Annotated in this window: 15 protein-coding genes; 10 read left to right on the top strand and 5 right to left on the bottom strand. The window is 63.6% G+C overall.

Features of this window, described 5'->3' with window-relative positions; all coding sequences use genetic code 11:
* Positions 1-165 precede the first annotated feature (165 nt).
* The 3 genes from rplI to rpsF are packed head-to-tail and all read right to left on the bottom strand — an operon-like array spanning position 166 to position 1,432.
* A complete protein-coding gene (rplI, locus tag FIU86_RS10870; RefSeq protein WP_152475104.1) occupies positions 166-810 on the bottom strand; it encodes a 50S ribosomal protein L9 in 645 nt (214 codons plus the stop codon).
* Positions 811-822: 12 nt separating this feature from the next.
* The gene (rpsR, locus tag FIU86_RS10865; RefSeq protein ID WP_093029287.1) at positions 823-1,050 is read right to left on the bottom strand and encodes a 30S ribosomal protein S18; all 228 of its coding nucleotides are present in this window, start codon (positions 1,048-1,050) and stop codon (positions 823-825) included.
* Positions 1,051-1,075: 25 nt separating this feature from the next.
* Positions 1,076-1,432: a 30S ribosomal protein S6 gene (gene rpsF, locus FIU86_RS10860; protein ID WP_103764132.1), complete on the bottom strand. Its 357-nt coding sequence runs from the start codon at positions 1,430-1,432 to the stop codon at positions 1,076-1,078.
* 257 nt (positions 1,433-1,689) lie between these two features.
* Here rpsF and FIU86_RS10855 point away from each other — a divergent pair, with 257 nt between their 5' ends.
* The gene (locus tag FIU86_RS10855; RefSeq protein WP_152475103.1) at positions 1,690-2,175 is read left to right on the top strand and encodes a hypothetical protein; all 486 of its coding nucleotides are present in this window, start codon (positions 1,690-1,692) and stop codon (positions 2,173-2,175) included.
* A gap of 132 nt (positions 2,176-2,307) precedes the next feature.
* Entirely contained in the window at positions 2,308-2,886 is a 579-nt protein-coding gene (locus tag FIU86_RS10850; protein ID WP_152475102.1) for a YceI family protein, read from the top strand.
* 126 nt (positions 2,887-3,012) lie between these two features.
* On the opposite strand, the gene FIU86_RS10845 is transcribed toward FIU86_RS10850, so the two are convergent.
* Positions 3,013-4,272 carry a cytochrome b/b6 domain-containing protein gene (locus FIU86_RS10845; RefSeq protein ID WP_152475101.1) on the bottom strand — a complete coding sequence of 420 codons (1,260 nt, stop codon included), beginning with the start codon at positions 4,270-4,272 and terminating at the stop codon, positions 3,013-3,015.
* Between the two features lie 175 nt (positions 4,273-4,447).
* On the opposite strand from FIU86_RS10845, the gene fabD reads away from it, so the two are divergent.
* The 8 genes from fabD to FIU86_RS10805 all read left to right on the top strand — a co-directional run bounded on the left by fabD (position 4,448) and on the right by FIU86_RS10805 (position 13,032).
* Positions 4,448-5,392 (top strand): ACP S-malonyltransferase, encoded by a 945-nt coding sequence (fabD, locus tag FIU86_RS10840; protein ID WP_152475100.1) that lies wholly within the window; start codon positions 4,448-4,450, stop codon positions 5,390-5,392.
* 79 nt (positions 5,393-5,471) lie between these two features.
* Positions 5,472-6,209 carry a 3-oxoacyl-[acyl-carrier-protein] reductase gene (gene fabG / locus FIU86_RS10835; RefSeq protein ID WP_152475099.1) on the top strand — a complete coding sequence of 246 codons (738 nt, stop codon included), beginning with the start codon at positions 5,472-5,474 and terminating at the stop codon, positions 6,207-6,209.
* A 229-nt stretch (positions 6,210-6,438) separates the two neighbouring features.
* Positions 6,439-6,672, top strand: coding sequence for an acyl carrier protein (locus FIU86_RS10830; RefSeq protein WP_152475098.1), 234 nt, complete (start codon positions 6,439-6,441; stop codon positions 6,670-6,672).
* Positions 6,673-6,864: 192 nt separating this feature from the next.
* Positions 6,865-7,608, top strand: a complete 744-nt coding sequence (locus FIU86_RS10825) for a 1-(5-phosphoribosyl)-5-[(5-phosphoribosylamino)methylideneamino] imidazole-4-carboxamide isomerase (protein ID WP_152475097.1) — start codon at positions 6,865-6,867, stop codon at positions 7,606-7,608.
* Positions 7,609-7,728: 120 nt separating this feature from the next.
* A complete protein-coding gene (gene fabF, locus FIU86_RS10820) occupies positions 7,729-8,988 on the top strand; it encodes a beta-ketoacyl-ACP synthase II (protein ID WP_152475096.1) in 1,260 nt (419 codons plus the stop codon).
* On the top strand, positions 8,988-10,157 hold the full coding sequence (gene mltG, locus FIU86_RS10815) for an endolytic transglycosylase MltG (RefSeq protein WP_152475095.1): 1,170 nt from the start codon (positions 8,988-8,990) through the stop codon (positions 10,155-10,157). The genes fabF and mltG overlap by 1 nt, the downstream gene beginning before the upstream one ends.
* A 159-nt stretch (positions 10,158-10,316) precedes the next feature.
* Positions 10,317-10,667, top strand: a complete 351-nt coding sequence (locus FIU86_RS10810) for a hypothetical protein (protein WP_152475094.1) — start codon at positions 10,317-10,319, stop codon at positions 10,665-10,667.
* Entirely contained in the window at positions 10,579-13,032 is a 2,454-nt protein-coding gene (locus FIU86_RS10805) for a glycoside hydrolase TIM-barrel-like domain-containing protein (protein WP_254703802.1), read from the top strand. The genes FIU86_RS10810 and FIU86_RS10805 overlap by 89 nt, the downstream gene beginning before the upstream one ends.
* A gap of 10 nt (positions 13,033-13,042) precedes the next feature.
* Here the strand turns inward: FIU86_RS10805 and FIU86_RS10800 are convergent, their stop codons facing one another.
* On the bottom strand, positions 13,043-13,381 hold the full coding sequence (locus tag FIU86_RS10800) for a TraR/DksA family transcriptional regulator (RefSeq protein ID WP_152475092.1): 339 nt from the start codon (positions 13,379-13,381) through the stop codon (positions 13,043-13,045).
* Positions 13,382-13,432 lie beyond the last annotated feature (51 nt).

Below are 13,432 nucleotides of genomic sequence, written 5' to 3'. Positions count from 1 at the left end.
AGACCCGTCCCGGGCCTGACCCGGGACCTCTTGCGGCAGGAGATCCCGGATCAGGTCCGGGATGACGTCCGACAATTGTCGCCTCTGCCACGACGCTCGAATGTCGAACGAAATAGACCGCCCACACGCGATGGGCGGCCTTGGGTCGCGGCAATGTGCCTGCGATTACTTTTCTTCGCTCTCGTCGTCCGAGCCGGCGTCGTCCGATGCGGTCTCTTCTTCGACGGCTTCGGCGATGTGTTCGTCCTCGGAGGCGGCGGCGCCGATGTCGTCGAACAGTTCGGCGATCTCGAAATCGGCGGCTTCCTCTTCCTCGGCGGCCACGTCCTGGATGGTGCGGCCCGACGCCTGAAGCTCGGCCTCTTCGGGCGAGCGGGCGACGTTGAGGACGATGTGCGCCTCGACCTCGGGATGCAGGTGCACCTCGACGTCATGCAGGCCCAGCGTCTTGATCGGCTGACGGATCAGGACCTGCTTGCGGTCGACCGAGTAGCCTTCCTCGGTGGCGACGGCGGCGGCGTCACGGGTCGAGACCGAGCCGTAGAGGTTGCCGCCATCAGAGGCCTGGCGAATCACGATGAAGTTCTGTCCGTCGAGACGGGCCGCCAGCGCTTCGGCTTCTTTCTTGGATTCGAGGTTGCGCGCTTCGAGCTGGGCTTTCTGATCCTCGAAAGAGGCGATGTTCTCTTTCGAAGCGGTCAGCGCCTTGCCTTGCAGCAGCAGGTAGTTGCGGGCGAAGCCGGGCTTCACCTCGACCACATCGCCCATCTGGCCCAGCTTGGCCACGCGTTCGAGAAGGATGACTTGCATGGGTCTTTCTCCTTATTTCACGGCGTAGGGCAGCAGGGCGAGGAAGCGGGCGCGCTTGATGGCGCGGGCCAGCTCACGCTGCTTCTTGGCCGAGACGGCGGTGATACGGGAAGGCACGATCTTGCCACGCTCGGAAATGTAGCGTTGCAGGAGTTTGGTGTCCTTGTAGTCGATCTTGGGTGCATCGTCGCCCGAGAAGGGGCAGACCTTGCGACGACGGAAAAACGGTTTCGCAGCCATGGTTTAGTGTCCTTTCTTCAAGCGATCAGGGGCGACGTTCGCGGCGGTCGCCACGCTCGTCACGTTTCTGCATCTGGACCGAGGGGCCTTCCGCGTGCTCGTCGACCCGGACGGTCAGAACGCGCATCACGTCCTCGTGCAGGCGCATCAGGCGTTCCATTTCCTGCACGGCTTCCGACGGCGCGTCGGTACGCAGGAAGGCATAGTGGCCCTTGCGGTTCTTGTTGATCTTGTAGGCCATCGTCTTGACGCCCCAGTACTCGGATTCGACGATCGTGCCGCCGTTATCCGTGATCACGGTGCTGAAATGTTCGACAAGGCCTTCGGCTTGCGTGTTGGACAAGTCCTGACGCGAGATAAAAACATGCTCGTAGAGCGGCATGTGAGTTCCACTTCTGTCTGGGCGCATTTCAAAGGCGGGCCTTGGATCCTTTCGCGGCCCGTCCACGAGAGACTGCGCGGTTCAATATACGTGCGAAAGGAAGTGGGCGTATACGACGCATCCCAGTGTTTGACAAGGGGTGTCGGGGGGCCGTGAAATTGCCCGGCCTCTGCCCCGGTGCAGCCCCCGGTCTGCCGCATTTTGGTCTCGATTGCTACGCACTTTGGTTGCAACCAAAATCGGGCGAGGACAAACCAATGGCACATGCATTCGACGGACGTTTCCAGAACACGAAGTTGACCGCCGACAGCGCGAAGGCTGACCACACTCAAAGCGCGCCGCGCCGGGCGCTCATCGCCTGCGCCGGGGCGGCGCTTTGCATGTCGGCGGGCGGGCTGTGGCTGGTGCCGTCCGAGGATGCGGCGATGCAGTTGATCAAGCTCTTCGCGTCGGTCGTCCTGTTGCTGGGCGGTCTGATCCTGTTCAACGGACTGAACCGCGACACGCCAGCGCCAGAAGTGCAGATCGACCCGGTAAAGCGTCAACTGCGGGTCTACGAATATGACGCAAAGGGCCGCTCGACCCTGAAAGCCTGCCACGACATCGACGCGTTGCAGGAGCTTTCAGTGCACAAACGGCAACTGCGTGCCAAGGATGCGTCGGGCGTGCTGGTGCTGGAAATGCCTCTGGGCTCGGACGAGGAGGCGAGTGCCATCCGCAGCGCGATGCCCCGGGCCAGCTAAGCGGTATCAGCCCTCGCAGGGCGGGCTGTTCATCGCTCAACACGATCTGTTCAATTCTTGCAACTTGCTCGATGCGAGAAATGCATCATCTTCCGTCGGGAGCGAGCAACGCACCACGGAAGGAGCATATTCATGAAGACCATCGCATTCGCCACCTCGATGGCCCTTGCCGGCTTGTCGACAGCTGCACTGGCCGCGCAGGAGCAATACAATCTCGACCCCAGCCACAGCCAGGTCGTGTTCACCTATGAGCATCTGGGCTTTTCGACGACCTACAACGTCTTCACCGGGTTCGAAGGCGAAATCATGTTCGACCAGGAAGAGCCGGCGAATTCCAGCGTATCGGTGTCGATCCCGGTCATGTCGATGTATACCGGATGGGAAAAGCGGCTTGAGCATTTCATGAGCGATGACATGTTCGGTGCGGAAGAGGGCGACATGATCACCTTCACCTCGACCGGCATTGAAGTCACCGGCGATACGACCGCCGAGATCACCGGCGACCTGACGATCAACGGTACGACCAAGTCGGTCGTGCTGGACGCCGAACTGAACAAGGCGGACACCCACCCGATGCAGGAAAAGCAATGGGTCGGCTTTGACGCCACAACCACGCTTATGCGTTCGGATTACGGGCTGGATTACGCCGCGCCGGCAGTGAGCGACGAGCTTCAGGTGATGATCTCGATCGAGGCCGAAAAGGCAGAATAAGCCTGAGCGACGTTCGTTAAATTCAAAGGCCCGCATTCTGAGATGCGGGCCTTGTTTTTGCGTGGTGCTTTTGGCGGTCGGAGGTCCCGGGTCAAACCCGGGACGGCTGAGACGGCCAGTCCGGCCTTAGCGCTCTGCCGTCAGGTCGAAGCGGATATCGACCGAGGCGCCGACATTGCCTTCGCTTTGTCCACCCACGCCGAAATCGCGCCGGTCCACCGTCAGCCCGCCCGAAGCGGTGGCGGTGTCGCCGTCGAGGCTCAGGTCGAAGGGCATCTCGACGGGGACCGAGTTTTCCTTGATCGTCAGAGTGCCGGTGGCGACATGGCCTCCGTCGCGCGACACGAGGTCGGCGGAGAAGGTGGCCGTAGGGTGGGTCTCGGCGGCGAGGTAATCCGATCCCTTGGCGTCACTGGTTACCGATCCCAGCGTCAGCGAGGCGATGGTTACAGTCACGTCGACGGTGCCGTGCTTGCCTTCGCTGTCGGCGGTTTCGTCATAAATGATGTCGGCGGTCCAATCCTCGAACTGGCCGTCGACCGCGGACCCCATCTGGATCACGGTGAGGCCGAGCGTTCCGTCCGTGACGGTCCAGGCGTTCTCGGTCGGGGCGGTGGTTTCCGCGCCGGCAGTTTCCGCGGACGGTTCGGCGGTTTCGGCTTCTGCTGTCGGCGCGCCTTGGGTTTCGTGCGCGAAATAACCCATTGCGCCGCCAGTGCCAAGGGCCGCGGCCCAGACCACCAGCGCCGCAACGGCGGGAAGGATATGCCCGGGCTGACGCTCTGTGGGGGCCGCTGTCGTGCGGCCCGGCAGCATCCGGCGCAGGGTGGCGTCGCGGTCGATGACGTGGTGCTTGAGCGCGCCGGCGATATGGGCCGCGAGGCTGAGCCACAGCACCCAGTTCAGAATGTAATGTAGCGAGGCGAAGGTGTGCGCGAGCCCATCATCCTTGGGAACGAAGGGCAGGGATTGACCGAAAGGCCACCAGATCGGGGCAAAGCCGGTGGTGGCGGCGTGATGGATCCAGCCGGTCAGGGGCACGGCCAGCAACGAGCCGTAGAGAAGCCAATGTACGGTTTCGGCGGCGCGCGCCTCAAGCGGCTTGTCGCCGTTCAGCAAGCCAGGCTTGGTCTGGCCTATGGCCCACAGGATACGCAGCAGCGCCACGAAGAACACGGTCACGCCGATGGTCTTGTGCAAGGAAAACAGGAAGGCCGCACGCGAGACGTCGGCCTCGGTCGTGGCGATGTCCGGGTTGCGGACCGCGTGGGCGAGATCATTGGCGAAGAGTCCGAGCGGAATGGCCGAGAGAATCAGCAGCGCGGTCAACCAGTGAAAGGTTTTGGTGACGGTGCCGTAACGGTCGTGTGAATTAGCGAGGGGCATTGTGCAGGCTCTGATGTGGCGGAAACTTGCGCTGCAATCTAGCCGAGCGCGTGGCCGGGGCAATGTCCGCCTGCGCACACGGCGCGTGCGGCAGGGGCGGTTTTTCGGCCCCCGACATTGCACCGCCCGGCGCGTCACGCTATCCGAGGGCATTGAATGGGAGGGGCAAGGTACCATGAGCAAGGCATTCGTATTTCCCGGGCAGGGCGCACAGACGGTCGGAATGGGCAAGGCATTGGCCGATGCCTATCCGTCAGCGAAGGCGGTCTTCGACGAGGTCGACGAGGCACTGGGCGAGAAGTTGAGCGACCTGATCTGGGAGGGCGATCAGGAAACGCTGACCCTGACGCAGAATGCGCAGCCCGCGCTGATGGCCACGTCAATTGCCACGATGCGGGCGCTGGAGGCCGAAGGTGTGAGCATAGAGACCGCGTCGCTGGTGGCCGGGCATTCGCTGGGCGAATACTCAGCACTGGCCGCGGCGGGGGCACTGAGCGTAAGCGACTGTGCGCGTCTATTGCGCACGAGGGGTCAGGCGATGCAGGCCGCCGTGCCGGTGGGCGAAGGCGCGATGGCCGCGATCCTGGGACTTGATTTTGCCACTGTGACCGAGGTGGCTCAGGCCGCCGCAGCGGATGGCAGCGTCGTTCAGGCCGCCAATGACAACGATCCGGCACAGGTGGTGGTCTCGGGCAACGCCGCCGCCGTGGAAAAAGCGGTGGAGCTGGCCAAGGAAAAGGGGGCAAAGCGCGCCATGCTGCTGCCGGTCAGTGCACCCTTTCATTCTGCCTTGATGGCGCCCGCGGCCGATGTGATGGCGTCCGCATTGTCGGAGGTCACGATCACGGCGCCGCGCGTGCCGGTGGTCGCCAACGTGACGGCCAGTGGGGTGCAGGATCCGGCGGAGATCCGCGCGTTGTTGGTCAAGCAGGTGACCGGATCGGTCCGCTGGCGCGAGTCGGTGGAATACATGGGCGCGCAGGGCGTGGACGACGTGTGGGAAATCGGCGCGGGCAAGGCGCTGATCGGCATGGTTCGCCGCATCAATCGCGAGATCTCCACCCGCGCTATCGGCACGCCCGAGGACGTGAAAGCGGCCGTCGAGTCGATGGACGGCTGAGCCGACACATAAAAATGGAATTTTCTTGTCAAATTTCTTTGCAAAGAAATTTGGCGCCAGACGAGAAGGATCAAGACATATGTTCGACCTGACGGGAAAGACCGCGCTGGTGACCGGCGCATCCGGGGGCATCGGCGGAGAGATTGCCAAGGCGTTGCATGGCGCGGGCGCGACCGTGGGGCTGTCGGGCACGCGGGTGGAGCCGCTGGAGGCGCTGGCGGGCGAGCTTGGCGAGCGGGCGCATGTGCTGCCTTGCAACCTCAGCGAACCGGACGCCGTCGACGCGCTGCCGAAACAGGCCGCCGAGGCGATGGGCGGGATTGATATTCTAGTCAATAACGCGGGAATTACGCGCGACCAGATCTTCATGCGCATGTCCGACGAGGAATGGCAGAGCGTGATAGACGTGAACCTGACCGCCACCATGCGCCTGTGCCGTGGCGTGATGCGCCCTATGATGAAGGCGCGCTGGGGGCGGATCATCAACATCAGCTCGATCGTGGGTGCCACCGGCAACCCCGGACAGGTGAACTATGCCGCCTCGAAGGCCGGGATGGTGGGCATGACCAAGTCGATCGCCTATGAGGTCGCCAGCCGTGGGATCACCGCCAATGCGGTTGCACCTGGCTTCATCGCCACGGCGATGACCGACAAGCTGACGGACGAACAGAAGGACAAGATCAACGCGCAGATTCCGACCGCCCGCATGGGCACACCAGAGGAAATCGCCGCAGCCGTGCTATACCTTGCAAGCCCCGAGGCGGGTTATGTCACGGGCGCGACACTTCACGTCAACGGCGGGATGGCGATGCTTTGAGGCATCGCGCCGCCTTGAGCAAACAAGGGCAGGGGAATCCATTTGCCAATCGTGTCGCATATGCTATAGGCGGCGCAGTTTACGCGGGGGTGATACTGTATTACCCCGTAAATGCCCGTTATACGGGTCATGCAAGCCGCCCGGTCAAGGGGCACATTTAGCCGCTTGTCCAGACGGGCGAGGGCACAGAAAACGGGCGAATGACCCGGCTGAAGATGAGGAACGAAACATGAGCGATATCGCAGACCGCGTAAAAAAGATCGTGGTGGAACACCTGGGCGTCGAAGAAGACAAAGTGACGGAAAACGCCTCTTTCATTGACGACCTGGGCGCGGACAGCCTGGACACGGTCGAACTGGTCATGGCGTTCGAAGAAGAATTCGGCATCGAGATCCCCGATGACGCCGCCGAGAACATCCAGACCTTCGGCGACGCGGTGAAGTTCATCAAGGACGCGTCGTAACCACGACGACGCACAAGAGATTTTTCGAAAGACCCTGCCGGCGCGGCGGGGTCTTTTCATTTGCGCGGTCGAAAACTTCGGGAACAGACTGTATGATGCCGATTTGAGACCATCGTGAACTAAGCAGGGGTCTAAACAGGGCAGACCCCGCAGACAAGGCGGAACCAGCCCGAATCAGAAGGTGACTGTCGCATGATCATCTACCCCACTCTCGAACTGCGTAACGGCAAATGCGTGTCCCTGACGCGCGGTCGGCTCGAAGAGCCGGTCATCTGGCATGTCGACCCGGTCGAGACCGCGAAATCCTTTGCCGCCGCCGGCGCATCGTGGATGCATTTGACCGACATCGACGCGCTGGCCGGTGACGGCGACAACAGCAGCCTGATCGAAGAGGTCATTCGCTCTGCCGGGATCCCGGTCCAGTTGGGCGGCGGTTTCCGGTCGCGGGACGGCGTGGCGAAATGCATCGACAAGGGCGCGGGCCGGATCGTGGTTGGCACCATGGCGGCCTACGACCCCGACACCCTGCGCGAACTGGCCAAATTCTATCCCGACCAGATCGTGCTGGCCGTCGATATTTTCCAGGGTTCGGTGATGACCGAGGGCTGGCGTACGAAAAGCGCGTTCTCGCCCGAAAGCTATATCGCCGCTTTCGATGATGCACCGCTGGCGGGCATCATCCTGACCGACATCGACGCCGATATCGAGGACAGCGACGGGACGCTGGGCGTCATCAGCGGGCTGGCCGGTCTGACCCGGCATCCGGTGATCGCACGCGGCACCGTGCGCAGCGTCGATGACGTCTCGCGTCTGAAATACGTGCCCAACATAGCGGGCACGATCATCGGCCGGGCGCTGTTGTCCCGCGACGTGTCGCTGGAAGCGGCGCTGGAAGTGGCGCAAAGCGACCGCGAACCGATCGCCGAGTTCCAATAAGCTGAACGACAGGCTTGAAAAAAGGGGCGCGGAAGACCGCGCCCCTTTGCCGTTGGCCTTGCCCCCGACGGGCAAGGCGCGGTATGGAAGCCGACGAAGGTAGGACAAGAGGGCAACATCATGCGTCGAGTGGTTGTGACGGGTCTGGGTCTTGTGACCCCGCTGGCATCTGGCGTGGAGGAGAGCTGGAGCCGTATTCTGGCAGGCAAGTCAGGAGCGGGCATAATCACGCGGTTCGATCCCACGAGCGTGGCCACGAAATACGCCTGCGAGGTGCCGCTGGGCGACGGCAGCGAGGGCACGTTCAACTCCGAGGATTACATGGAGTCCAAGGAGCGCCGGAAAGTGGATGATTTCATCCTCTATGGCGTGGCGGCGGCCGAACAGGCCGTGCGGGACGCCGATTGGCTGCCCGAGGACGAGGAAAGCCGCCTGCGCACCGGCGTGATGATCGGGTCCGGAATCGGCGGTCTGCGCTCGATCGAGGAAACGACGCTGCTCATTCGTGATCGCGGTGTGCGACGGGTGTCTCCCTTCTTTATCCCTGGTGCGCTGATCAACCTGATCAGCGGTCAGGTCAGCATTCGCTACGGCTTCAAGGGGCCGAACCACGCGGTGGTGACGGCCTGTTCGACGGGGGCGCACGCCATCGGCGACGCCTCGCGCCTTATTCAGCATGGCGATGCGGATGTTATGATCGCAGGCGGTGCCGAAGCGGCGATCTGCGAGATTGGTATCGCGGGCTTCAACGCCTGCAAGGCGCTTTCCACGAAACGCGCCGACGACCCGCAAAGCGCAAGCCGCCCCTATGACGCCGACCGCGACGGGTTCGTGATGGGCGAGGGCGCGGGCATGGTCGTGCTGGAGGAGTACGAGCACGCCAAGGCGCGCGGCGCCAAGATTTATGCAGAGGTTCTGGGCTATGGGCTGTCGGGCGACGCCTATCACATCACCGCGCCCGCAGAGGATGGCGATGGCGGGTTTCGCGCCATGCAGGGCGCCCTGCGCAACGCTGGCATCGACGCGTCCGAGGTGGATTACATCAATGCCCACGGCACCAGCACAATGGCCGATACGATCGAACTGAAGGCGGTGGAAAAACTGCTGGGTGACGCGGCGTCGAAAGCGACGATGAGTTCGACCAAATCCTCGACCGGGCACCTTCTGGGCGCGGCGGGCGCGATCGAAGGTATCTTCTCGATCCTGGCCATTCGTGATCAGGTGGCGCCGCCGACGATCAATCTGGACAACCCGGCGGTGGAAACACCGATGAACCTGGCCGCCAACGCCAAGCACGAACGCGAGATCAAGGTGGCACTGTCCAACAGCTTCGGGTTCGGCGGCACCAATGCCTGTCTCTGTTTGGGGGCTGTACGCTGATGTGGCGGCACATCGCCTCGAATTTCCTGACGTTTCTGGTTGTCGTCGTCTTCCTGCTAGGCGGGGTGATCCTGTGGGGCCAGAATGAGTACCGTGCGACTGGCCCGCTGGAAGAGCCGATCTGCCTTCAGGTGCCGCGCGGCAGTTCGATGCGTGGCATCTCGACCGATCTGGCCGAGCAGGGCGCGATTACCAGCGAGCGGATCTTTCGCATCGGTGCGGACTATACTGACAAGACCCAACTGCTGAAGGCCGGCAGCTGGCTGATCCCCGAAGGCTCCAGCATGGGCGAGATCACCGATATCGTGACCCGTGGCGGGGCCAGCACCTGCGGCACCGAGGTGGTGTACCGCATCGGTGTCAACGCCAGCGAGGTCGAAGTGCGCGAACTGGACCCGGCCACCAATCGTTTTGTCGAGGTTGCGGCCTTCGATCCGCAGGCCGAGGAGGTCACGCCCCCCGCCGAATTCACCGAGGTGCGTGATCAGGCTGACACCCGCTACCGCGTGGCCGTCGCAGAAGGCGTGACCAGCTGGCAGGTGGTGAACGCGCTTGGTGCAGTCGACGCGCTGGATGGCGAGGTGGCGGCGGTGCCGCCCGAGGGCAGCCTTGCGCCGAACAGTTACGAGTTCAGCGTGGGCGACACCCGCGAAAGCATTCTGACCCGGATGCGCGAGGCGCAGGAATTGATCCTGACCGAGGCCTGGCAGAACCGGGCGTCGGATATCGCCGTGGAGACGCCGGAGGAGGCGCTGATCCTCGCCTCTATCATCGAGAAGGAAACCGGCGTGCCCACCGAGCGCGGACAGGTCGCCAGCGTCTTTACCAACCGCCTGCAAGAAGGGATGCGGCTGCAGACCGACCCCACCGTGATCTATGGCATCACGAATGGCGAGGGCGTGCTGGGTCGCGGCCTGCGCCAGAGCGAGCTGCGTGCCGAGACGCCCTACAATACCTACGTCATCGACGGTTTGCCGCCCACGCCCATCGCCAATCCCGGGCGCGCCAGTATCGAGGCCGCGGTAAACCCCGAGGATACCGATTACGTGTTCTTCGTGGCCCGCACGCTGGACCCGCGCGATGGCCACCTGTTTGCGGAAACGCTGGAAGAGCATAACCGCAACGTCGCGGCCTATCGCGCGCTGGAGGCCGAACGCGCGAACCAGTAGGCGCGGGCAAGGGGCACGCGGGGCACCGCACGGTGCCGCGATCCTTCATTAACGACACTATCCGAAAACTGCAGGCGACCCGTGGAATGCCCACCGGTCGCCTTTTTGTTTTTCGGGACAAACGGCCCTGTTGCAAGACAATTGGAGGTGCCGGCACGCATGCCATTGATCACGCAAGACCGGGCCCCTTCCCAGGTCACGATCTCCATCGATGCGCTCGAAGCGCAACTGGCGGAGATGCGGGCCGATCTGGAAGAGATTTATTCCCAGATCAGGCAAGGGCAATTCGAAGCGCTGAAAGACGCCACACGCGCCACGTCGGAGATCCGGCAATGGCTGAAGATCGCGATAGATGCGGAGACACAACTTGCAAGAAGAAGAGAAAAAGAGCTTGGCGTCACGGATGGATACGCCGTCGATCTTGACGAAGCCCGGGACAGTATCGGATGTCGACTGGCTCGTCTCCGCAGGGCCCGAGACGCAGAAAGAGTTTCTGGACAGCCTGAGTGACGGCGAGATCCTGTCGCTGCCATACCTGTTCGATTTCTGGGCGATGGACCATCAGCGTCCGCCCGAAGGCGACTGGCGCACGTGGGTCATCCTGGGTGGACGTGGCGCCGGCAAGACGCGCGCCGGGGCCGAATGGGTGCGCGGTCAGGTCGAAGGGGCCAGGCCGCTGGACGCGGGCCGGTGTCATCGCTTGGCTTTGGTGGGCGAGACCATCGACCAGGTGCGTGACGTCATGGTTTTTGGCGAAAGCGGTATCATGGCCTGCTCGCCGCCCGATCGTCGCCCCGTCTGGCAGGCGACGCGCAAGCGGCTTCAGTGGCCCAACGGCGCAATCGCGCAGGTTTTCTCGGCACATGACCCGGAGAGCCTGCGCGGGCCGCAATTCGACGGCGCTTGGGTGGACGAATACGGCTGCGCCGCCGTGGACAAGGGCACGAACCAGCCCAACAAGTTCCTCGACCCCAAGTCTTCGGAATCCACCCTGCCGCATTTCTCGGATGGGCGCCGTGATGAACTGATCCAGCAACAATACCTTCGGGCTTTCCTTGGCTACTGGAACGATCCCGCCAACAACCCGCAATCGGACATTTACGATGGCGCGATGCTGGACATGGATCACGCCTATGCATGGGCCTGGGACATGCGGCCCTATCCCTACTTCCCCAACAACCGTGCGCTTTGGAGCGATGGAGAAAACTACACCCGCGGTCATTGGCTGAACGGTCGCATCTCGGCGCGCACGCTGGCCTCGGTTATCGAGGAAATCTGCCGTCGCGCCGGCCTCGACGCCTGTGACACGTCCCAGGCCCAAGGCCTGGTGCGCGGCTATACGGTCGACCAGGTCTCCGAGGCCCGCAGCGCGCTGCAACCGCTGATGCTGCGCTACGGCTTCGACGCGGTAGAACGCGATGGGCGCCTTCAGTTCATCATGCGCGACGGCGGCTTCGACCGGGTGCTGGACCTCGACACGCTGGTCCGTGACCCCGAGATGGACGGCGTCCTCGAGGAAACCCGCGGCAGCACCGTGGAGCTGGCGGGCCGAATCCGCCTGCGCTTTGTCGAAGCTGACGGCGATTTCGAAGTCATCGCCGAAGAGGCGATCCTGCCCGACGACGCCACCCATGCCGTTTCGACATCGGAATTCCCGCTGGCCATGACCCGCGCCGAGGGCCGCCAGACCGTCGAACGCTGGTTGTCCGAGGCGCGGGTCGCCACCGACACCCTGCGCCTGACCCTGCCGCCCTCGCAACTCGAAACCGGAGCGGGCGACGTCATCGCCGTACCCGAAGGTCAGGGCAGGGGCTTGTTCCGCATCGACCGGGCCGACCAGATGGCCGGCGCGCAAAAGCTCGAAGCCGTGCGGATCGAACCCGAAAGCTATCGCGCCGCCGAATTCGAGGACGAGGCCGTCACCATGCGCCCCTTCGTGCCGCCATCGCCGGTGGCCCCCTTCTTCCTCGATCTGCCGCTTTTGACCGGCGACGAGGTGCCCCACGCGCCGCATTTCGCCGTCACCGCCAGGCCTTGGCCCGGCTCGGTCGCGCTCTATGCTTCGGACGAGGATTCGAACTATGCCCTCAACACCCTTGTGACGGCCCGGACTCCCGTGGGTGTGCTGGAAACGCCGCTCTTGCCAGCCTGTGCGGGCCGTATCGACCGCGGATCCGCCCTCCAGGTGCGGATGTTGGGCGGCACGCTGGAAAGCATCAGCGATCTGGCGCTTCTGAACGGTGGCAACCTGTGCGCTATCGGCGACGGCACGCCTGATGGATGGGAGCTGATTCAGTTCCGCGATGCCGCCCTCGTCGACACCGACTCGTACCTGCTCAGCCACCGCTTGCGAGGACAAGTCGGCACCGAACGCACAGAGCCCTGGCCAGAAGGCAGCTATCTCGTGCGCCTAAACGGCACGGCCAAGCAGATCGATCTGGCCGAGGCCAAGCGCGGTCTGGCGCGCTACTACCGGATCGGCCCCGCCGGGCGCCCGGTGGACGACCCCAGCTTCAGCGCGGCGCGGCTGGCCTTCGACGGGCTGGGGCTAAGGCCGCTTTCGCCTGTGCACCTGCGGCTCGCGGCGGTGGCGGGGGGCGATCTGTCACTCAGCTGGATCCGGCGCACGCGCATCGACGGCGACCGCTGGGATACCGCCGATGTACCGCTGGGCGAGGACCGCGAGGAATACTTGGTGCGCGTGGTGCAGCAGGATGCGGTGATCCGACAGCTCAGCACCACCGCGCCGGTCTGGACCTACAGCGCGACGGATCAGGCGGCCGACGCGCTGTCGGGTTTTTACGAGATCCAGGTCGCGCAGGTCTCCACGCGCTTCGGGCCAGGCCGTTTTGCGCGGATTGCGGTGCCCGCCTGAAATTGACGCCTCAGCCGCGCGCGCACTCCACGCAGCGCGTCGCGGCCGGGTCCAGCTTCAGGCGGCCAAGGGCGATCTCCTCGCCACAATCCTCGCAATAGCCGAACTCGCCGTCGTCCATCCGGGCGAGGGCTGCGGTCAGCCGCGCCCGCTCTCCGGCGCGGCGCGCATCCGTGGCCTTGGCCATCGCTTGGTTCTGCAACGCGTCCATCCGGCTCAGACGCCCGACCGATTGCTGGTCCAGTTCCACCGTGGCCTTGCCCGCCGCGCCACGGGCGTCTTCGTCGTCCAACTCGCCCAAGCGCGTCTCGATCAGTGCGCGGAAATCCTCAACCTCTGCTTCATTCATTTTCGTGAACCCACCCATGACGCCTTTGCATTTTACGGATCGAGCTTATCT

This window comes from Roseovarius sp. THAF9, from assembly GCF_009363715.1.
Classification (GTDB): domain Bacteria; phylum Pseudomonadota; class Alphaproteobacteria; order Rhodobacterales; family Rhodobacteraceae; genus Roseovarius.
Note: the sequence above shows the minus strand (reverse complement) of the source record. Positions and strands in the feature narration are given on the sequence as shown.